Here is a 21168-nt window from a genome sequence, read left to right on the forward strand (position 1 = left end):
TAGATGACCGGCTCGCGGATGTCCTCTTTTACCTGCCACCAGAAGTGCCACACGCCCAGGATGGCCGCCGGGTAGACCAGGTAGTGCAGCTGCTGCCAGCGTCGGCCCAGGCGGCGCATCATGGCATTTGTCGAGGTGACAGCCAGAGGGATAAGCATGAGCAGCGCGGCAATGCCCAGCGTAATGTACGGTCGTTCGACGATATCCTCGATGATCGGTCCAGGTGCAAGACCCTGGTCGAGAATCGCATAGATCAGGAAATGAGCACTGACATAAAAGAAGGCAAAAAGGCCGAGCATGCGGCGAAAACGAATGAGCCAGTTCATACCGGTGATGCGTCGCAACGGAGTAATGCTCAGCGTGATGAGCAGGAAGCGCAGGCCCCATTCGCCGGCTTCGTGTAAAAGTTCTTCGACCGGATTGGCGCCCAGTGACAGGCCGGCAACCTCGAAAGTGGCAAGAACCAGGCTAAACGCTGGAAACAGGGCTGCAATGAAAAGGACAATCTTTAGCAGCCGCAGCGTGCCGCGGGAAGGTGTGGAAGCCACGAATATCAGTAGTTTTTGGCCAGGTCCAGGCCTGAATACAAGTGCGCTACGTGCTCGCCGTAGCCGTTGAACATCAATGTCGGAATCTTTTCGGCAAACAGTCCGCGGCCGATACGCCGTTCCCGTGCCTGGCTCCAGCGCGGGTGGTCTACTTCCGGGTTTACATTGGCATAGAAGCCATATTCATGTGGTGCCGAAATCTGCCAGGTATTGCGCGGCTGTTGCTCGGTAAACTCGATGCTGGTGATTGACTTGATGCTCTTGAAGCCATATTTCCACGGTACGATCAGCCGTAGTGGTGCGCCGTTCTGGTTTGGAAGCGCTTTGCCGTAAACGCCGACCGCCATAATCGTCAGCGGGTTCATTGCCTCGGCAATGGTCAGGCCCTCGACATAGGGCCAGTCGAGGATGCGTCGGCGTTGTCCCGGCATCTGTTTGGGGTCATAAAGAGTCTTGAACTTGACGAATTTGGCTCGCGAGTTGGGTTCAAAGCGTTGCAACAGGTCTGCCATCGAAATACCGACCCACGGAACAATCATCGACCAGGCCTCGACGCAGCGCAGGCGGTAGATGCGTTCTTCCAGCGTTGACCTGGACATCAGGTCGTCGAAGTCATAGGTGCCGGGCTTGTCGCATTCACCGCTAACATTCACGGTCCATGGCCGTGTTACAAAATCTGTTGCGTTGCGGTGCGGGTCGTCTTTGCCGGTGCCAAACTCATAGAAATTATTGTAAGTGGTGATGTCGTCATAGCTATTGGGTTGCTCGTCTGTGCTGAACGCGCTTTTCACCAGCTTGCCGAGTGATTCACCTGGTTCTGGCGCCGGTTTTGCAGCTGTCTTGCCCGCATCAGCATTGCAGGCGGTGCTGAGCAGCGCGCCGGCGGTTGCTGCACCGGCCAGGGCGAGAAATTCGCGACGGTTAAAATAGTCGCTCTCGTCAGTGATATCTGACGGCAGGATTTTTGGATCCGGGTCGTAGTGTTTGCTCATGCGGCTCATTATCCTCGTACTTCACTGGATCAGGCAACGCGCAGCCCGGGCAGTTCCCGGCTGCTCAGGAAGAACTGCGAAACAGCGCTATTCCCAGCAAAAACCAGCCCAGCACCAGCAGCCATTCCTGCGGCCAGACCAGGGCCGCGGGCATGCCTGGCAGGTAGAGTGTGGCCATGACAATACTGGCGAGCAGGCCAAATAAGCCCGTCGCCATGCCACCGGGGAGCATGAACGGACGCGTCATGGCAGGTTCGTTCCGCCGCAGCATGATAAAGCTGGCACACACCAATATGTAAGCGATCATCAGCCCGAAGCCGCCGCCGTCGACAAACCAGATCAATGCCTGGCGGCCGAGCAGGGGCGCCAGCGCGCCGAGAATACCGATGAACAACAATGCGTTGACCGGCGTGTGCCGCGTACGATGCAGCTGGCCGAACCACGCCGGAACCATGTGATGGTTGCCGAGCGCGAACAATGCGCGGCTGCCGCCCACAAGGAAGCCGTTCCAGCTGGTCAGTATGCCGGCGACACCGCCAACCAGTAATAGTGTCGCGCCGGTGCGGCCCCATGCGGCTTCCGCGGCGCTGACAGTTGCCAGTTCAACCGTGCTGCGTTGTTCCAGCGTGAGCAGCATGCCAACGGCCAGTTCGATCAACAGGTACCAGACCACCGCGATGGCAATAGATGCAACCAGCAATATGCCGATCTTGCGTGGTGCAAGGTCAATTTCCTCAGCCGCCTGCGGGATTACATCAAAGCCAACCAGCATAAAAGGAACCAGCGCCATGGCCGCCAGCACGCCTTTCAGTCCGTTGTTGTACAGAGGTGTCATGTTCGCAGGTGTGCCACTGGCGGCAAGGCCGGCAAACAGTGAGAAACCTGCCAGCAGGATCACCAGTACCACTATGGCCTGTAAGGTGGCAGAGAAGTGGACGCCGCGAATATTGATCCACATAAGCACCAGCGAAGTTACCGAGCCGATCAACGCCTGGTCGAGAAAGACATCACTGTCACCGACCTGCCACAGAGCACCGTTGCCCAGAAATGGGAACAGATGCGTCATGACGGTAGGCAGGGCCACCGCTTCAAATGCCACAACAGAGACGTAGGCAAAAACTATGGCCCAGGTGCAGACAAAACTGGCATTACGGCCCATCGCACGCAGGCTGTAGGCATGTTCACCGCCAACTTCCGGCATGGCGGCACAAAGCTCAGCGTAAATAGCACCGATCAATATGATCACCGTACCGGCCACAGCAGTTGCGATAAGCGCGCCTGCCGAACCGCTGCGCTGCATCAGCGGTGCGATCAGTACCACCCACGACCAGCCGATCATGGCGCCAAAAGACAGGGCCAGCGTTTCCCATTGTCTTAACGACCGCAGTAATCCGTGCTGACTGAGTTCAGTATTATTCATCAGTTTTTCTCTTCCAATTCAGCAGACTGCAGAATTCAGGAAGTGGGCTAATATTACAGGGCAAACAAGCAAAAATACGATCTGGAATTCTCTGTGCACAGGTTATCCCGATTTACTGGCAGCCGTGAGGCCAGGGCCGTCGGCTACGTGCTGGTGACTATCTCAATTGAATGGGGTTGGCAATGAAAAAACAAACAGCGATTTCTCTCCTGACTCTGTCGGGGCTTTTTTTGCCGACTGCAGCTAACGCGCAGCAGTACTTTATCGACATGCGTGCGGCCCTGGTGGCCGAGGAATCGTATTTCGAGCAGATCTTCAGGGAGCCGTTGCTCGAGGCAGGAATTTTCCTGCCTGATACCGGCGGCGCCAACCAGGCGGTGGCGCAGGCCAGCCTGCTGACCGGTGCCCTGCATGCCCGCAGTATCTGCCCGGGTGCCTCGTGCTCGGCACGCACCTCTTGGGCTGACCGGCTTACTTTTGATGCGACTGGCATAGATCCCGGCGCAACGGTGATCCTGACAGTGACCGGTACCGTGGAGGGCATAACCGGGCCAACGGTCGGAACCGGCTATACGCTGTTCGCTCAGTCAGTCGCTAACTTCACCGTCATAGATACGGCGCGTGCAACCGGACTCTATTTTTTCTCCGAGCCGACTACTACGTCGAACCCCGACGCATACACGCCGGGTGAACAAGAAGGCACCTGGGTTGTTTATGGGCCGGACCTGTTCGTCGGCCAGCTAACGCTCCAGGCAGGCGCGGTCAACGAGGTCTACATCGAGACAATTGTAAACGGCGATACAACGATGGATATCGTGACCAGCTTCGCAGTTGCAATCGATCCGGTGCTGCCGTTCACGTCAGCCTCGGGTGCCTTTATGAGCGAGTCGGAAGACGCCGATGCTGACGGCATCATCGACCTGGTCGACAATTGCACAGAAGTATTCAACCCGGTGCAGCGCGACACTGACGGCGATGACTTCGGCAACTACTGTGACGCCGACCTTAACAACGACAATATCGTTGACCTGCTGGACCTGGCCGAGCTGCGCACGGTATTTCTCACCAGTGATCCGACAGCCGACCTCAATGGAGACGGTGCAGTCGACCTGGTCGATCTGAGCCTGTTCCGGCAATATTTCCTGCAGCCGCCGGGGCCATCAGGCCTGCGTTGAGCCCGTCCGGCGCGCGTCAGATGTTGGTCGTAATTTCGCCCAGCTTCTTCGTCAGTAGCTGGTTTTCGCGATAGTCGATGGGAATCACCAGCAGGCTGGGGCCTGCTTCGGCCAGCGCCGTGCGCAGCGCTCCCTGCAGGTCTTTACTGCGCGTGACGTGGTGGCCGTTCCAGCCGAATGCCGCAGCCAGTCCAAGCCAGTCGGGGTTGCCGAAAGCAAGATCGGTGTGACGGTCAAACGTGTTCTGCTGCTTCCACGCAATAAGCCCGTAACCGCCGTCTTCCCACACCATGACCGTGATGTTGCTGTTGAGGCGTTTGGCAGTTTCCATTTCCTGTACGTTCATCATGAAGCCACCGTCGCCGCACACGCCCAGCACCTGGCGCTGCGGGTCGACCAGGCTGGCCGCAATCGCACCAGGCAGGGCGAAACCCATTGAGCAGAAACCGTTGGGTATCAGGCAGGTGTTTGGCTCATGGCAGTGGTAATGGCGCGCGATCCACATCTTGTGCGCGCCGACATCGGATAGCAGCAGTCCATTGGCGTTTAGCGCCTGGCGCGCGTCCCACAGCGCCTTCTGTGGCCGGATAGCGCCCTCGGTGTCGTCCTCGGCATGCTCGCTAATGTCGGCAGTCATGTCAGCACGAATTTTCTGCTGCTTGCTGAAATCGTAATCGGGCACGCCGTCACGATCAAAGCGTTCGTTCAGCATCCACAACGTATGTGCCAGGTCGCCAATCAATTCGACATCAGGGTGGTAACACTGGTCGATTTCCGCCGGCAGAAAATCGGCGTGAATAATTTTCTTGTCACCGTCAGGGTTCCACAGCGCCGGGTGGTATTCGACCATGTCAAAGCCCAGCGTTATCACGAGGTCGGCGTCATCGATTACCAGTGACAAGCGGTCCTTTGAACCCAGGCCGATGGTATACAGGCAATAATCAGCATCCATATCGACACAGCCCTTGGCCATGAACGTGGATACCACGCCGATACCGGTTTTCTCGCACAGCCGTCGTAACTGCTTCGACGCACGGCGGCGAATGGTGCCGTTGCCGGCAATAATCACCGGACGTTTTGCTGCGCGGATGGCGTCGTAGGCCCTGTCAACGATCTTGTCATCGGGTACGGAGCGACGAAAGCGTTTTGGCGCCAGCGGCCTGGCGCTGGTGTCATGCTCAGCGACATCTTCGGGCAACTCGATATGCACCGCGCCCGGTTTTTCGGTGCGTGCCAGTCGCACAGACTTGCGCACAATTTCAGGGATGGAGTCGGCGTGATAAACGGTTGTTGCCCACTTTGTGACCGGTTTGAACATGTCGACCACATCCATGATCTGGTGCGACTCCTTGTGTAGCCGGTCGGTCGAGCCCTGTCCGGTCAGGACGAGCATCGGTGCGCGGTCCATGTTTGAATCGGCGACTCCGGTTATCAGGTTGGTCGCGCCCGGGCCGAGGGTGCCGAGGCAGCCGGCGGGGTTGCCGGTAATGCGGCCATAGATCTCCGCCATAAAGGCTGCGCCCTGTTCATGGCGGGTCAGGACAAAATTAATCTTGCCCGAATTTTCCAGCGACATCATGAAGTCGGCGTTCTCCTCGCCGGGGACGCCGAAAATGTACTCAATACCTTCTTCCTCGAGGCAACGCACAAACAAGTCTGAAGCTTTCATGACATCTCCTTTTGCGTGACAGGGTCACGCCATTTACGAAATGCCCGGCCAATCTGCCGGACCGCCTGCTGCAGCCGCTGGCGGTTTTCCACCAGCGCCATGCGGACAGCAAACTCGCCCTCGGGACCGAAACCGGCCCCGGGTGAAACAGTGACTGCGGCGTCTTCCAGCAGCTGGTCGGCAAAGGCCATCGAGCCGGCGGTAGCAAACTCCGCCGGGATGGGCGCCCACACAAACATGCCAGCCCGCGGTTTTGGTACATCGGGCCATCCAATGCGTTGCAGTCCCTCCAGCACCACATCGCGGCGCCGCTGATATTTCTGTGCCTGCTGATCGGCAAATTCGCCGCAATGACGCATGCCTATGATTGCGGCTATCTGGATGGCCTGGAAAATACCGTAATCGTAGTAACCCTTGATTGCGCCGAGCGCGGAAATAATTTTCGGGTTGCCGGCGCAAAAACCGATGCGCCAGCCGGCCATGTTGAAGGTCTTCGACATGGTGGTAAATTCCACGCCGACGTCCTTGGCACCGGGACTGCGCAGGAAGCTTGGCGCACGGTAGCCGTCGAAACAGACTTTGCCATAGGCGAAGTCGTGCACGACGATTAGCTCGTGTTTCTTTGCCAGCGGCACCACGGCATCAAAAAATGCCTGCTCGACCGTATGTGCCGAAGGGTTGTGCGGGTAATTAAGGAAAAGCACCTTGGGTGCAGGCTTGAGCGTCCGGCAAAGCTGGTCCAGCTCGCTCAGGAAATGTTCGTCGTCGAGCACATTTATGCCAATGTAATGCCCGCCGGCAAGCGCCACACCGTGCGAATGGATAGGAAAAGACGGTGTCGGTATCAGTGCAGTGTCACCGGGCCCGATAAGTGCCAGGCACAAATGGCTGAACCCTTCCTTGGAGCCAATCGTGGCGATAACCTCGCTGGCCGGATCCAGGTCGACATCCCACTCTCTCTGGTAATACTTGGCCACTTCCCGGCGCAGGTTATAGATACCGCCGCCGACGGAATAACGATGGTTGCGTGGGTCGCGCACCACTTCGATCAGTTTTTCAACAATTGGCTCGGGCGTGGCATCTGTGGGATTGCCCATGGCCATATCAATGACATCAACGCCCGCCTTGCGCAGCTCATCGCGCCGCCGGTTAATGCGGCCGAAAAGGTATGGCGGCAGCAGCGCCATCCGGTCCGCAAGCCGGATGAAGTTATCTTCGTCGCTCATTTATCCCCTGCTTTTCCTTGTTATCACCTGAGAGTAGCAGCATTTTCGCGGCGTGCGCCGGCAAATCAAAGGCTTATTGCACCGGCACGAGTCGGGTGCAGGCCCGGGTCCTGCGTCATTGACTTAATAAATGCGTCCGGCGTCCGTTAAAGAGGGTTGAGGTGAACCCGCACCGGCTGTGGTGTGGTCTGCCAGCGTGAACGCACGATGGCTGTAACTCATTGAAATAAAAGGTGGTGAGCAATTGATCTGGCCCCTGCGAAAGCGCGCTCGACAGGACACGCAAACCGGCATAGTGCTCGATCCGCATCATGGTGGTTCTGCAGCGGTTGTCCATCGTCAGGGTAGCCGGCTGCGGCTGCGCCATTGTGCGGTCTGCCTGCCGCCGGATGACGGCAACTGGCGCCCCGAACTTGCCGCGCTGCTGGCAGATCACAGCGCACCGGTCAACGCCGTTGTCCCGGAAGAGGCTTACCAGCTGCTGCTGGTCGAGCGGCCTGACGTTCCAGCCGAAGAACTGGCTGGTGCCGTGCGCTGGCGCATTCGTGAGCTTATCAATACGCCGGTCGAGGAAAGCGTCGTTGATGTCTTTGACGTGCCGGCGCAGGCCCGTGGCAGTCGCAACATGGTTTATGCCGTGGCGGCACAGTCACAGGCCGTCGGGCAGGTGGCCGAACAGGTCAGAGACTCGGATCTGCCGCTGCAGTCAATTGATATTGCCGAGCTTTGTATGCGCAATATCGCCACCGAACTGGAGCAGGATCGTTTTGGCGTTGCATTCCTGCTGGTGCGTGGCAGTCAGGGCTTCCTGACGATCACCCGCGACCGCAAGCTGTACGTGATACGGCAAATGGAAATTCCCGGTGGCGATGCCGGTATCGGTGACGAGGCGGTATCGGCAATTGCGCTGGAACTGCAAAGATCGCTCGACTACTTCGAAAGCCACTATGACCAGCGGCCAATTCGCGATGTGGTCCTGGCACCATCGACTGAAGGCATTGCACTGAGCGCCGCACTCGGCCGAGAGATGGCGGTGAATGTAACGCTGCTCGATCTCAACGAGCTGCTGGAAACGCCGCGCGAGCTGTCACCGGAGGAGCAGTCACGATGCCTGCTCGCCGTTGGCGCGGCATTGCGAGGCCCTGATGTGCTGGAGCAGGCAGCGTGAAACAGAACATCAATCTTTATCAGCCGGCGGCGCGTGGCCGGGCCGGACTCAATGGTCGCTCCATGCTGCTGGTCTGGGCCGGTACGGTTGCCGCGTGTCTCCTGATGCAATTGTGGCTCGACAGCCGTTCATCCGGCGTAAGCCGTGAGTTGCGTCTGACGCAGGATCGTGTCGTCAGCACCGAAAGTGAACTGAATCAGCTGACAGCATCGATGATGGCGGGTACGGATAGTGCGCTGGAGGCCGAGCTAAACACGGCGCTGCGCGAGCTGGATCTGCGCGAGACCATTCTCGGGCTGGTCAGCGGTGACAGCGCCGGCGATATCGACGGCTTCTCTGCGCAGCTACGCTCGCTGGCCCGGCAGCCGGCTGAAGGCGTCTGGCTGACGCGCGTACGCGTCAGTGCGCCCGGCGCCCGCACCACGCTCGAGGGTCGCGCCCTGAGTCCGGAAGCTGTTCCGCTGTACCTGCGCCAGCTGTCGTCCGAGGCAGCCCTGTCAGGTCAGCGCTTTGATGAATTCGAGATCGAGCGACCCGAAGAAGACGGCGAACCGATCAGGTTTTCCATGAACCGCCGCGCCGCAGACCGCGCGGTGCAGTTTGCACGGGAATAAAGTGAAAGAGTTACTGCAAAAATTGCTGGCGAGGCTCGATGCGTTCAATCCGCGGGAGCAGCTGATGGTGCTCGCGGGCGGCATCGCTGGCATCGTGCTGGCCTGGTACGCCATGTTCGCCGAGCCGGCCATAAATGCACGACAGCAGGTCGCTGCCGAGTTGTCCACGACACAGGCCAGGCTGGCAGACCTGCAGTTGCGTGTCGCGCAGCAGGGGCAGCAGGCTGACGGCGATCCGCGACAGCGGCTCGAGGACCTGCGGCGCCGCACCGAGTCTGTCGAGGGGATGATCCAGAATTACGCGGCAGAGCTGATCAGCCCGACAGAAATGGCGCGTCTGCTGGAGCGAGTGCTGGAGCGCCGGCCGGTGCTCGAATTGCGCCGGCTACGCAACCTCGGCGCGCAGGACATGTTGCCGGAGGACTCGCCCGGGCAAAACCGGCTCTACCGGCATGGTCTGGAACTCGACCTGGAAGGGCCGTATCTGGCAGTGCTGGCCTACCTGGAAGACCTCGAGGCATTGCCGTGGCGGTTGTACTGGCAGGTACTTGAGATCGATGCCGATGAGTATCCCAACAACCGGGTGCGTATCGAGGTTGCCACGCTCAGCCTGCACGAGGAGTGGATCGGTGTCTGACCGAGCCGCACGCACAGTTTTTATTGCCTTGTTGTTGAGCAGCAGCGCCGTTGCCGAGCAGTTGTTTGACCCGATGCGCCCGTACAGCCGGGCGGCATTGCCGGTGGTTGCCGGTAACAAGGCCCCGGCCGGGTTTGCGCTTAGTGCCATCGTTTACTCGCCTGACCGACGGGTGGCCGTTATCAACGGTGAGCCCGTTGCCGAAGGTCAGAAGATTGGTGGTGCCACTGTGCGCAGCATCGAGCGCGGCAAGGTGCAGCTCGACTACCGTGGCAAGACCGTAAACCTGAAACTCAGCACGCTGAGGAAATCCAAATGAATTCACCAATCCGATTGTCTTTGGCCGGCATGTTGCTGTTGCCGTTGCTCTATGCCTGCGCGACCGGTCCGCAGCGCGGAGTGCCGGCGGCCGACGCCATAGAGGCTGCCGTGGCAGAAGCTGCCGACGCCGTCCAATGGAGCATGCCCGAGCCGCCACCGGAGGTGACTGATGCGTTACTGCCCCCGCTGCAGTCAGCCGTGCCACCCGAGGCCATGGAGCCACGTTTCGATGTAGACGTGAAAGACACTTCGGCGCGGGCGTTTTTTTTGAGCCTGGTCGAAGGCACCGACTACAACCTGGTCGTGCATCCTGACGTGCGCGGCAAGATTTCGCTGACAATGAAAAATACTACAGTGGGCGAAGTTCTCGACGCAGTGCGCGAGGTCTATGGGTTCGATTTTCGCTCCAGTGCCAGTGGCTGGATCATCATGCCGGCATCACTGCAAACCCGCATCTACCAGGTCGACTATCTCAATCTGCAGCGCAGCGGTTTCTCCCGCACCAGCATAAGCTCAGGGCAGCTTAGCCAGGGCGAAGAGGGCGCCACGGGGAACTCCTCGGCATCACAGCAGGGCGAAAGCAAAAATAACAGTGGTGGCAGTACGCGCCAGCTGGCGGGCAGCCACATCGATACGTTGTACCAGGCGGACTTCTGGCGCGAGCTGCATCATGCAGTCGCGGCAATTGTCGGTCCGGATGAGGGTCGCCGTGTCGTTATCAATCCGCAGAGCGGTGTGGTTGTTGTCCGGGCAATGCCTGACGAGTTGCACTCGGTCAGCCTGTTTCTTGAAACCGTGCAGGCAACGGCGCAGCGGCAGGTAATACTCGAGGCGAAAATCCTTGAGATCGAGCTCAATGACGGCTTCCAGGCGGGTATCAACTGGGCGACCGTCGCGCAGACTGCTGACGGTGACAGCTACTTTTTCGGCCAGACCACACCGGACCAGCCATTCAATACAGACTTTGAGGATCTCGGCACCAGTCCCGTCACGGTGGCGCCCGGTGTACGCACTCTGGGCGTTGACAGCGGCACGCTCGGCGGCGCATTTGCAATGGCTTTCGACATTGGCGATTTCAACGGTTTTATAGACCTGCTGGAAGTGCAGGGAGATACCCGGGTGCTGTCGAGCCCTCGGGTAGCAACGCTGAATAACCAGAAAGCGGTCATCAAGGCGGGCACCGATGAGTTTTTTGTTACTGACATATCCAGCAACACGGTCACCGGTACGGCGTCGGCAACCAGCCGTGATGTCGAACTGACCCCGTTCTTCTCGGGGATCGCGCTGGATGTCACGCCGCAGATCAGTGCGGACGGCCAGGTAACGCTGCACATACACCCCACCGTCAGCGAAGTCAGCGACCAGCGCAAAGACCTGACGATATCGGGAGAGACCGACCGGCTGCCGCTCGCCTTTAGCCAGGTGCGTGAGGCCGACAGTATCGTACGTGCGCGCAGCGGCCAGATTGTTGTCATCGGCGGACTGATGCGCAACACCAGCCGTGATGAAAGCTTTGGCGCGCCGGGGCTCGGCAGGTTGCCAGGGATCGGCGCTCTGTTCCGCAGCAAGCGCACGGTGGCGAAGAAGACCGAGCTGGTAATCCTGCTGCGTCCACTGATTGTTGAAGACGATGCAACGTGGGCACAGGCAGCCCGTGAGCCGCTGGAGCGCATCCGCGGCTACTGATACCGGAGATCGACTTTGTACCTGCAACACTTCGGCTTTCGTGAGTACCCATTCTCGCTGACACCGGATACCGAATACTTCTATGGCAGTGGATGTCATAGCGACGTGCTGAACGTGTTGCAGGTTGCGCTGCGCTCGGGTGAAGGGTTTATCGCGGTTACAGCCGAAGTCGGCCTCGGCAAGACGTTACTCTGCCGTTTGCTGCTGCGTGAGCTCGACAAGGAATTCACCACCGCGTATATCCCCGACCCACTGCTCTCACCGCGCACCTTGCGTAGTGCCTTGGCCGAGGAACTGGGTATCGAGCTGGATGAGGGCTGGACCGATGACCAGCTGATGCGACGCATCCAGAAACATCTGATCGCCCGGTCCGGTGAGAGTCACCGCGTTGTACTGCTGCTGGATGAGGCACACCAGCTGCCGCCACAGACACTCGAGGCAGTGCGACTGCTGACCAATCTCGAAACCGAAAAATTCAAGTTGCTGCAGGTTGTGCTGTTCGGCCAGCCGGAGCTTGATCGCCGGCTGGCGCAGCCCTCGCTGCGGCAGCTGCGCCAGCGGATCGGCTTTCGTTGCACTCTCGCGCCGCTGGATCGCAAGGCGACCGAGATTTATGTTGCTCACCGTGTGCGCGTGGCGGGCTGTACAACTGATCCATTGTTTGCCCAGGCTGCGGTCAACGAGGTGTATGAGGCCAGCGGTGGTACGCCGCGGCTGATAAACATGCTGTGTCACAAGGCGCTGATGGCAGCATTTGGTCGTGGCGAGTACGGCGTGAATTCAACCCACATGCGTCGCGCGATTGCCGACAGCAGCCACGCGGTTGTGCAGCGGAGCAACGGTCTTGGGCGATTGGCGCGCTGGTTCACAACTTCATTTGCCAGGAAACCGCTGGTATGAGCCTGGTCAATGAAATGCTGCAGGATTTGCAGGAGCGGGAGGCAACCAATGCACGGCCGCTCGCCGGTCTTCGTGCGGTTCCCGACAGTGATATTCATGAGCCGGGGCAGGATCGGCCCGCAGGGTTCTGGCTGCTGAGCGGCGTACTTGTCGTCACCGGTATCGTAGCGGCTGCATGGCTGCGTACGTCGCAGCCTGACACGCCAACTGTTTCGGTATTGCCAGCGGACTATTCTGCAGTAACGGCAATGCCTGACGAATCGCCCGCAGAATCTGCAGAAGTGGCCGCGACCGCTGATGTTGTCCAGCACGAACCGCAGCTTGCAACGCTTAATTTGGCGCTGGCGACAGGAATAGCTGCAGCACCGAGTGAATCCCTGCCCGAACCGATCGCAGCAACGGACGATATTGAACGAGAAACTGTCGTCGCGTCAGTCGCACCGGTAGTTCCCGCTGTGCCAAAAACGCGGGTGGCCGTGTCAAAGCCAAAGCGTACCAGTAGCGCGCCAGCGGCCACTGTGGCAGATGACAAAGAAGAATCAGGGTTGACCAGGATAGTTGTAGCGCCGGCCACGCGGTTACGGGCTGCCGGCCTTGCGGCGCTGCGTGGCGGTCGGCGCATCGAGGCCGAAGATTATTTTCGCCAGCTGGTGGCTCTGGAGCCGGGTGACACCGAGGGACACCTGCTGCTGCATGCGGCGCTGAAGGCGCAGTCACGAACCGCGGCTGCGCGCGATGCGTTGACTGGTGCACTGACTACGGTCACGCAGCCGAGCGCCGTGGCACAGGTCCTGGCGCGCGAGCTTCTGGCAGAGCGAGATACAGACCAGGCCATCGTGGTGCTCGAGCAGTATCGTCCGTCGACATTAGCCGATCTGGAATACGAGGCAACGCTGGCCGCGGCTTACCAGCGCGCCGGCCGGCACAGCGAATCGGTCCGGCTTTACGGCAGGCTGGTCGAGCGCAAGCCGGGGCAGTCGGCTTGGCTTGTCGGCATGGCTATTTCACAGGAAGCCGGTGGTGATACGGCAGGCGCGCGCAGTTCGTATGCAGCCGCCGTTCGCGCCGGGCGGCTGGATCCGGCGCTCGCGCGTTACGCCCGGCAGCGCCTGGCATTGCTGGAGAGAGATTCATGAGCATGCAGCGGAAACGAATCCGTCTCGGTGACCTGCTGAAGAACGAAGGCGTCATTACAGAAGCACAGCTGCAGGAAGCGCTGGTTCGGCAAAAGCAGACAGGACAGAAGCTGGGACGCGCGCTGACTGATGTCGGCGCGATCAGTGAGCATGACCTGCACGTATTGTTGGCCAAACACCTCGGTATAGACTACCTCGAGCTGGCGACGCTGCAGCTCAATGCCGCAGTAGTCAATCTGCTGCCGGAAGCGCAGGCGCGGCGCTATCGCGCACTGGTGCTGCACAAGGATAATCGTGGTTTGCTGGTCGGTATGGCCGACCCGTCGGACCTGTTTGCCTACGACGAGATTGCGCGCACGGTGGGTCAGCCGATCCGGGTTGCGCTGATCAGCGAATCAGAACTGCTGCGCACGATCGATGCGATCTACCGTAACACCGACGAGATTGCCCAGCTCGCTGCTGAAGTCGATGAGCAACTGGCTGAGGGCGATGTGCAGCTTGATGCGCTCATCGAGGATGAAGAGGCTGCTGATGCGCCGATCATCAGGCTGCTGCAGTCCATGTTTGGCGATGCGCTGAAAGCCAAGGCTTCAGACATCCATATTGAGCCCGACGAGAAAGTTCTGCGTATCCGGCTACGTGTCGATGGCGTCCTGCAGGAGCAGACTATTGAGGGTCGCGGCGTGGCATCCGCGATGGTCACCCGGCTGAAACTTATGAGCGGGCTGGACATCTCGGAGAAGCGATTGCCACAGGATGGTCGCTTTACCGTGCGCGTTGAAGATCACAGTGTCGATGTACGTATTTCGACCATGCCAATCCAGCATGGCGAATCGGTGGTGATGCGTCTGCTCGACCAGACTGAAAACCTGCGACAGCTCAAAGATCTGGGGCTTCCCGGGAAAATATGCGAGCGCTTTGAGGGCCTGATTCGCCACAACAACGGCCTGGTGCTGGTTACCGGCCCTACTGGCAGCGGTAAGACGACAACGCTTTACTCCGCGCTTAATGAAGTCAACCGGCCGGGACTAAAGATTATTACTGCCGAAGACCCTGTTGAATATCGCCTCGAGCGCATCAACCAGGTTGGCGTAAATCCGAAGATCGGCCTGAGCTTTGGCAAGGTTTTGCGCACGGTGTTGCGGCAGGACCCGGACATTATCCTGGTGGGCGAGATGCGTGACGAGGAGACCGTCGAGATCGGCCTGCGTGCCGCAATGACCGGTCACCTTGTGTTTTCCACGCTGCACACCATCAGCGCGCCCGGTGCGGTGCACCGGTTGCTGGACATGGGCGCGCCACCGTACCTGGTGGCCGCGGCGCTGCACGGCATACTGGCGCAGCGTCTGGTACGGCGAGTATGCGAGCACTGCAGCGAGCCGGCCCAGCTCAATCCGCACCAACGGGTGTGGCTGGAGGCATTGCTCGGGCTGGAGCAGATCGACCAGCACCAGTTCAGGAAAGGCAGCGGCTGCAACTACTGCCACCTCACCGGTTACCTCGGACGCATCGGCGTATACGAGCTGCTGGAGCTGGATGACCACCTCACCGAAACGTTGCGGGCAAATCCGACCGGTTTCGTAAAGGCTGCTAACGCCAGTCCCAACTTCCGACCGCTGGTGCACTGCGCGCTGGACTACGCGCGCCAGGGCGTGACGTCGCTGGATGAAGTCATCCGCGTAGCCGGCGGGCTGATCAGCGAAGCCACGCCCGATGCGGCCGGCCTGCCGGGCGGGCGGGCATTGGAACAGGTGGCCGAGCCGGTCGGCTAAAGCATGTCTGCATTCAGTTACAAAGGACGGATTTCCACCGGGGATCTGGTTAATGGCCAGGTTGCGGCAGAAAGTATCGATGCCGCTGCAGCGCGATTGAGCGAGCGCGGAATTATCCCGATTGAGATCTCGCCGATACAAAATGCCAGTCAGGAAAGCGTGCAGGCCGTGTGGCGCCGGCTCGGTGGCGGGCGCCCGTCTACCAAAGACCTGACTATGTTCTGCCGCCAGATGCATACCATTACCCGCTCGGGTATCCCCTTGCTGCGCGGTCTCGCCAGCCTGGCGCAGTCAACCCACCATCCGCTGCTGCGTGAGGCGCTGGAAGAGGTTATCGAGAGCCTGCGTGCCGGGCGTGGTCTGTCGGAGTCGATGCGCCGCCACCCCGAGGTTTTTTCCTCGTTGTTTGTCAGCATTGTCGAAGTCGGTGAAACCACCGGTACACTCGATTCCGCTTTTTTGCGGCTTTATGAATACCTTGGCCAGGATGAGAAGGTACGAAAGAAAGTAACTTCCGCAGTGCGCTACCCGATACTGGTGTTCGCTGCGATTGCTATTGCACTGGGTGTCATCTCGGTCTTTGTGATTCCGAACTTTGCCCCGCTGTTTCGTGCGCTTGGCGATGACATCCCGATGCCGACCCGTATCATCATGGGTATCTCGGATTTCACGGTTAACAAGTGGCCATTGTTGCTGATTGCGGTCATTGCAGCGTTCTTCGGTACGCGGGCGTATCTTGGAACTGCCAGCGGGCGTGCAACGTGGGACCGCAATCGCCTGCGGCTGCCGGTCATCGGCGCAATCATGCTGGAGGCGGCGCTGGCACGAGTTACCCGTTCGCTGGCGGTTGCGATTGGCGCCGGGCTGCCGATGAACCAGGCGCTGGCAACGATTGCCCAGAGTACCGGAAACGTATTTCTTGCCGAGCGTGTCAACGGCATGTGCACAGCTGTGGAGAAAGGGCGCTCGCTGATCTGGGCGGCAACAAACGCCGAACTGTTTCCGCCGCTGGTATTGCAGATGATCTCGGTTGGCGAAGAGACTGGTTCCATACCCGACCTGATGGACGAGACCGCGGACTACTACCAGCGCGAGGTGGATTACCGGCTTGAGAACCTGAGTGCGGCACTTGAGCCGATCCTCATTGTTGCCGTTGGTATTTGCGTGTTGATACTTGCGCTGGGTGTCTTTTTGCCGATGTGGGACATGGTTGGCAAGGCGAGGGGAATGTGAGCGGGCTGGCGAAAAAGCAGGCCGGATTCTCCATGCTGGAGCTGATCGTTGTCATCGGACTTATCAGCACTTTGTTGGTAGTTGCGTTGTCACGGCTGGCCGGCTACGTGCGCGAGGCCGAACGCGTTGCGGTACTGACAATGGAAGGACAGATTCGAAACGTGCTGGTGATGGAGTCAGCAAAACGCATTCTCAATCCCGGCGGGCCGACGCTGCTGGCGCTGGCTCACAGTAATCCGATGGAGCTGATGCTGGAGACGCCGGTGAACTACCTCGGCGTGCTGCGACCAGAGCAGGCGCGTGAGGTGCCCGGCAGGCACTGGTATTTCGACGGTCACAACGATCGCCTCGTTTACCGCACGGGGGCTGATTTGACCGGTGTTTATGACGGTGATTTACAGGAGATTCGCTACGACGTGCAGGTTGCTTTTAACGACCGCGACGGTGACGGCAGCTATACAGCGGCCCGCGACGAACTGGTAGGTGTGCGGCTGCACCGGCTGGGTGGTGATGGCTGGCTGCGGCTGGCCCAAAACCCCGCAGCCCTGTAGGCGCGGCTTCAGCCGCGAACTGGTTAAGACAGTGAGATATCGGGCCAGATCAGGGTTAAGTCAATCCTGCATCTGCCGATACAGGATGTGACGACAGACTATTGCTGGCGGGCACTGTGCCGCCGGAACGCAACGGAGGCAGTAATGAGAAAGCAAAGTGGTTTCACGCTCATCGAGCTGGTCGTGGTAATCAGCATCCTGGGCATCCTGGCGGCATTCGCCATACCCCGATTCGTCTCGCTGGAGACCGAAGCCCGCGTGTCGACTACCGAAGCGCTGGCCGGCAGTGTACGCAGCGCGGCTGCACTGTCGCACGGCCTGTGGCTGGCGCAGAGCTCGCCCGCTACCGTGTCGATGGAGGGTCAGACCATCACGATGAGCAACGGCTATCCGAATGCCGCTACCGTCGATGACACACTGGCAGACTTCACCGGTTATACCTTTGCCGCCGGCGCCAATGGCGTTTGGACAAAGGATGGTGCACCGACCCCGGCATCCTGCTCGGTGACCTACGCACCACCGGCCGCCGCGGGCGACGCGCCGACGGTTACCGTCGCTACCGGCGGCTGCTGAGGCCACCATGCAACCGTGCGGCGCATTGCGCGCCGGCACGGCCGGGCCGGAGGCCGCAGCACCACAGGCCGGGTTCACGCTGGTCGAGCTGGTTGTCGTCCTGGCCGTAATCGGTTTGCTGGCCGTTGTCGCCGCGCCACGTTTTTTCGGGAACTCGGTTTTCGAGGAGCGTGCCTACCGCGATGAAGTCGTTTCCGCATTGCGTTACGCGCGCAACCTGGCAGTCGGCAGCGGCTGCCCGGTGCGCGTGCGTCTGAACGCTGCCAGTTATGATCTTTCCCAGCAGGCGGTATCGGCCGGCCATTGCAATAGCGCCGATGCCAGCTGGCCTGTCAGCGTGCTGTTGCCCGATGGCCAGCCCGTCAGCGGAACAGCACCCCCAGGCATTACAGCAGCCCCGGAGCTAACCATCGTTTTTGATGCCGCCGGCCGTACCAGTCTCGGTGCCGACCAGGTGATCACTATCGGTAGCGGCTATTTCACATTGCGCGCCGGCAGCGGGTATGTCTCCCCATGATGTGCCTGCGACACAGCCAGCGCGGAGTAACATTGGTCGAACTGGTCGTGGCAATTGTCGTCATTGGGATCGCCGCCAGCATCGTCCTCGGGGTACTGGCGAGCAATGTAAATGCAAGCGCCGACCCGATGGTGCGGCAGCAGGCCGTGGCAATCGCGCGCGCCTACCTCGAGGAAATCCTGCTGCGTGACTTCGACGATCCTGACGGCGCAGACGGCGAAGCCGCGCGGGTCGATTTCGATGACGTCGATGACTACAACGGTCTGGTCAATGCCGGTGCGCGCAACCAGTTTGACAACGCTATTGCAGGCCTGGCGGATTACAACGTCGCCGTGAATGTGGTTGCCAGCGGCGCGCTGCCGGGCGTTCCGGCGGCGGATGCGCTGCGGGTTGATGTCACCGTATCGCGCGCGCCATTCCTGAGTTTCACTCTCAGCGGATACCGCACGCGATGAGCCAGCGCGGTTTCACACTGGTCGAGTTGGTCATCGCGCTGACGCTGACGGTGATTGTGACGTCATTCGCGGCGATGTTTATTGCCGGACCGGTGCAGGGGTATACAGACCAGAACCGTCGCGCCGGACTGGTCGACAGTGCCGAGAGCGCGCTGCACCGTATGGGCCGCGATATTCGCAGTGCTTTGCCAAACAGCGTGCGGGTCGTGGCCGTTGGTAGCGGCTTTGCTCTGGAAATGCTCAACACCGTTGACGGCGCGCGCTACCGTGAAAACCCGCCACCGGCCGACACAACAAAAACACTCGATTTTTCTGCTGCGGACGACCAGTTCAACGCGATCGGTGGTTTCAACCGTATCGCCAAGCCGTTTTCTTCAACAACGCACTACCTTTCGATTTATAACGTCGGTGTAACAGGGGCCAATTCCTGGGAGCTGGCGAATGTCATAACCCCGCCCGGCACGCAGATTGATATCGCTGCTGATGCTATTGCCGGCGAAGACCATGTCACGCTGGCGGCGCCGTTTCGCTTTGCCTACGGCTCACCGTCGCAACGCATGTATCTCATTAATGGCCCGGTGACCTGGCTTTGTGAGCCTGCGGCCGGCACCCTGACCCGTTTCGATGGCTATGCCATCGCTACAGACCAGACCACCCGGGACAGCGCTGCAGAGCTGACCGGGGCCGGGGCGACTGCCACCCGTGTGGCCGACAATATTTCTTCCTGCGCGCTGAACTATGCACCTGGTACCGCGTGGCGTGCCGGGCTGGTCAGCGCACGGCTGGCGGTGGCACAAGCGAGTGAAAGTATCGTGCTGCATCACCAGGTGCATATCGAGAACGCACCATGAACAGGCAACGTGGTGCGGCGCTGGTCGTGGCGGTATTCCTGATCATCGTGCTGGCGTTGCTCGGCACGGTAGCAGTGAAGCTCACCGGCGTGCAGCAGCAAACGGTGTCTCTGTCATTGCTGTCGGAGCGCGCGCTGCAGGCCGCGCGCACCGGGCTGGAATGGGGCGCGCACCAGGCCAGCAGCGCCGGTGTCTGTCTCAACAGCAGCACTACGCTGACCGAGGCTGCTCTCAACGGCTTTACGGTTGATGTGTCCTGCTCCACGACGGCGCATGCCGAGGGCGCAGCAATCATCAATGTGTATGTGATTGAGTCTTTCGCCAGCGCCGGCAGCTATGGCCAGCCGGACTACGTGTCCCGCCGTTTAACCATGGTGCTGACCGATGCAACCTGAACCCGGCATGATCCGTCTTGTCATTTTGCTGCTGTTGTCATTTTCGCTGGCGGCAAACGGTGCCCAGGTCTGCACGACTACGACGCTGGTCGACAAGGATCTCAACGGCATCTCCGGCAGCAGCGACAGCAACATCATTGCCGTGGGCAAGGATGGAAATATCGCGCGCTGGGACGGCAGTGTCTGGACGTCAATGAGTAGCCCGACGACCGAAGACCTGTCTGATGTTGAAGTTGTCGATGCCAATACTGCTTTTGCAGTGGGCAAAAAAGGCACAGTGCTGCAGCTGACAGGCGGCGTGTGGGTTGAGCAGAGTACGCCGACCGACAAGGAGCTGCAGGGAGTCTGGGCAGCGTCGGCCAACGAGGCATGGGCGGTCGGCAAGAACGGCACCATTATCTACTGGGACGGTTCGAGCTGGACCGATGTCAGCACGGCAGCGCAGGCAGGCGGGCGCGAGATGGTCGATGCCTGGGGAAACAGCACGAGCCTGTACAGCCTCGACAAGGAAGGCGTCTTGTATCGCTACGATCGCATCACCGATAGCTGGGATCTGCCGGACAATACGTGTGATGTAGGCGGTGGCAACTTCGAAGACCTGTGGGGCGATGGCTCTGGCGATATTTACCTGGTCAAGAAAGACGAGGTTTATCTTTATGATGGCGCTACGTGCAGCATTGTCGCCACCGCCAGCAAGGATCTGCTCGGAATTTATGGTGTTTCAGGTACCGGCCAGGTTGTTGCGGTGGGCAAGGACGCACGCGTACTGGAGTACGACGGCAGCAGCTGGACCGAGACTGACGAGGGTGTTGATGACTTTCGTGATGTCTGGGTGTCGCGTAACGGCAACGCTTATTATGCCGGCAAGAAAGGGGAACTGACGGCCTGCCAGTGTGTCAGCTGCATCGTGCCGGGTTTTGTAATTACGCATGACAGTTTTGGTATTCACTGCCTCGATGAAACAGTACGCATCGATGTCATTGATACCATCAGTGGCAATCCATACACAGACTATGCCGGGCAGTTGATCATTGACACGGGTAGCGGCTCGGGCAGTTGGTCGCTGCTGACCGGCGGCGGTACGTTTAGCGATCCGGTCGCCGAGGGAATGGCCAGTTATACCTGGCCTGCAGGCGAGAGCTCTGCCGAATTTTCTCTGAGTTATCGTGAGGGAACTCCCGTCATCGATGTGGAGGCATACGATAGCGTCGACCCCGGCACTCGCGACGATGACAGCGAAGGCACCCTGACCTTTTCCGCCAGCGGGTTCTCCGTCACGGCGGCACCACTATCGAACCCCCCTCCAGCCGTGGTAACCCCGTTCGGCGG

General features: G+C 59.8%; 22 protein-coding genes. 17 read left to right on the top strand and 5 right to left on the bottom strand.

The features are described from left to right. From HKN06_01575 to HKN06_01585, 3 genes are all read right to left on the bottom strand, one after another. On the bottom strand, positions 1 to 548 hold a 548-nt coding region (locus HKN06_01575), incomplete at its 3' end, for a sulfoxide reductase heme-binding subunit YedZ (protein NNF60000.1). Between the two features lie 5 nt (positions 549 to 553). Next, on the bottom strand, positions 554 to 1540 hold the full coding sequence (gene msrP, locus HKN06_01580) for a protein-methionine-sulfoxide reductase catalytic subunit MsrP (protein NNF60001.1): 987 nt from the start codon (positions 1538 to 1540) through the stop codon (positions 554 to 556). A 64-nt stretch (positions 1541 to 1604) separates the two neighbouring features. After that, positions 1605 to 2960, bottom strand: coding sequence for an APC family permease (locus HKN06_01585; GenBank protein NNF60002.1), 1356 nt, complete (start codon positions 2958 to 2960; stop codon positions 1605 to 1607). A 182-nt stretch (positions 2961 to 3142) separates the two neighbouring features. Between HKN06_01585 and HKN06_01590 the strand changes: the two genes are divergently transcribed. After that, a complete protein-coding gene (locus HKN06_01590) occupies positions 3143 to 4135 on the top strand; it encodes a hypothetical protein (protein ID NNF60003.1) in 993 nt (330 codons plus the stop codon). A gap of 16 nt (positions 4136 to 4151) precedes the next feature. Here HKN06_01590 and HKN06_01595 read toward each other — a convergent pair whose 3' ends face one another. After that, the gene (locus tag HKN06_01595; GenBank protein ID NNF60004.1) at positions 4152 to 5804 is read right to left on the bottom strand and encodes an acetolactate synthase large subunit; all 1653 of its coding nucleotides are present in this window, start codon (positions 5802 to 5804) and stop codon (positions 4152 to 4154) included. Further along, the gene (locus HKN06_01600) at positions 5801 to 7030 is read right to left on the bottom strand and encodes an aminotransferase class I/II-fold pyridoxal phosphate-dependent enzyme (protein ID NNF60005.1); all 1230 of its coding nucleotides are present in this window, start codon (positions 7028 to 7030) and stop codon (positions 5801 to 5803) included. Before HKN06_01600 ends, HKN06_01595 begins: the two co-directional genes overlap by 4 nt. 244 nt (positions 7031 to 7274) lie before the next feature. On the opposite strand from HKN06_01600, the gene HKN06_01605 reads away from it, so the two are divergent. From HKN06_01605 to HKN06_01680, 16 genes are all read left to right on the top strand, one after another. Beyond that, positions 7275 to 8198: a hypothetical protein gene (locus HKN06_01605; GenBank protein ID NNF60006.1), complete on the top strand. Its 924-nt coding sequence runs from the start codon at positions 7275 to 7277 to the stop codon at positions 8196 to 8198. Next, a complete protein-coding gene (locus tag HKN06_01610) occupies positions 8195 to 8812 on the top strand; it encodes a PilN domain-containing protein (GenBank protein NNF60007.1) in 618 nt (205 codons plus the stop codon). The genes HKN06_01605 and HKN06_01610 overlap by 4 nt, the downstream gene beginning before the upstream one ends. 1 nt (position 8813) lies before the next feature. Then, positions 8814 to 9449 carry a hypothetical protein gene (locus tag HKN06_01615; GenBank protein NNF60008.1) on the top strand — a complete coding sequence of 212 codons (636 nt, stop codon included), beginning with the start codon at positions 8814 to 8816 and terminating at the stop codon, positions 9447 to 9449. Continuing rightward, positions 9442 to 9768, top strand: coding sequence for a GspB domain-containing protein (locus HKN06_01620; GenBank protein ID NNF60009.1), 327 nt, complete (start codon positions 9442 to 9444; stop codon positions 9766 to 9768). Before HKN06_01615 ends, HKN06_01620 begins: the two co-directional genes overlap by 8 nt. Beyond that, complete coding sequence (mshL, locus tag HKN06_01625; GenBank protein NNF60010.1) at positions 9765 to 11456, top strand: pilus (MSHA type) biogenesis protein MshL; 1692 nt, start codon at positions 9765 to 9767, stop codon at positions 11454 to 11456. Before HKN06_01620 ends, mshL begins: the two co-directional genes overlap by 4 nt. Positions 11457 to 11471: 15 nt before the next feature. Continuing rightward, positions 11472 to 12356, top strand: coding sequence for an AAA family ATPase (locus HKN06_01630; protein ID NNF60011.1), 885 nt, complete (start codon positions 11472 to 11474; stop codon positions 12354 to 12356). Continuing rightward, on the top strand, positions 12353 to 13492 hold the full coding sequence (locus HKN06_01635) for a hypothetical protein (protein ID NNF60012.1): 1140 nt from the start codon (positions 12353 to 12355) through the stop codon (positions 13490 to 13492). Before HKN06_01630 ends, HKN06_01635 begins: the two co-directional genes overlap by 4 nt. Then, positions 13489 to 15264, top strand: coding sequence for a type II/IV secretion system protein (locus HKN06_01640; protein NNF60013.1), 1776 nt, complete (start codon positions 13489 to 13491; stop codon positions 15262 to 15264). The genes HKN06_01635 and HKN06_01640 overlap by 4 nt, the downstream gene beginning before the upstream one ends. 3 nt (positions 15265 to 15267) lie before the next feature. Next, complete coding sequence (locus HKN06_01645; GenBank protein NNF60014.1) at positions 15268 to 16497, top strand: type II secretion system F family protein; 1230 nt, start codon at positions 15268 to 15270, stop codon at positions 16495 to 16497. Further along, positions 16494 to 17048, top strand: a complete 555-nt coding sequence (locus tag HKN06_01650; GenBank protein ID NNF60015.1) for a type II secretion system protein — start codon at positions 16494 to 16496, stop codon at positions 17046 to 17048. Before HKN06_01645 ends, HKN06_01650 begins: the two co-directional genes overlap by 4 nt. A gap of 144 nt (positions 17049 to 17192) precedes the next feature. Next, on the top strand, positions 17193 to 17621 hold the full coding sequence (locus HKN06_01655) for a type II secretion system protein (GenBank protein ID NNF60016.1): 429 nt from the start codon (positions 17193 to 17195) through the stop codon (positions 17619 to 17621). A gap of 7 nt (positions 17622 to 17628) precedes the next feature. Continuing rightward, entirely contained in the window at positions 17629 to 18138 is a 510-nt protein-coding gene (locus tag HKN06_01660) for a prepilin-type N-terminal cleavage/methylation domain-containing protein (GenBank protein ID NNF60017.1), read from the top strand. Next, positions 18135 to 18593 (top strand): type II secretion system protein, encoded by a 459-nt coding sequence (locus tag HKN06_01665; GenBank protein ID NNF60018.1) that lies wholly within the window; start codon positions 18135 to 18137, stop codon positions 18591 to 18593. Before HKN06_01660 ends, HKN06_01665 begins: the two co-directional genes overlap by 4 nt. Beyond that, a complete protein-coding gene (locus HKN06_01670; GenBank protein NNF60019.1) occupies positions 18590 to 19444 on the top strand; it encodes a prepilin-type N-terminal cleavage/methylation domain-containing protein in 855 nt (284 codons plus the stop codon). Before HKN06_01665 ends, HKN06_01670 begins: the two co-directional genes overlap by 4 nt. Continuing rightward, positions 19441 to 19839 carry a pilus assembly protein MshP gene (locus HKN06_01675; protein NNF60020.1) on the top strand — a complete coding sequence of 133 codons (399 nt, stop codon included), beginning with the start codon at positions 19441 to 19443 and terminating at the stop codon, positions 19837 to 19839. Before HKN06_01670 ends, HKN06_01675 begins: the two co-directional genes overlap by 4 nt. Beyond that, positions 19829 to 21168 (top strand): hypothetical protein (locus tag HKN06_01680; protein ID NNF60021.1); only part of this gene is annotated, 1340 nt, incomplete at its 3' end. The genes HKN06_01675 and HKN06_01680, both read left to right, overlap by 11 nt.

It is taken from the genome of Gammaproteobacteria bacterium (assembly GCA_013003425.1).
GTDB lineage: Bacteria > Pseudomonadota > Gammaproteobacteria > Steroidobacterales > JABDKV01 > JABDJB01.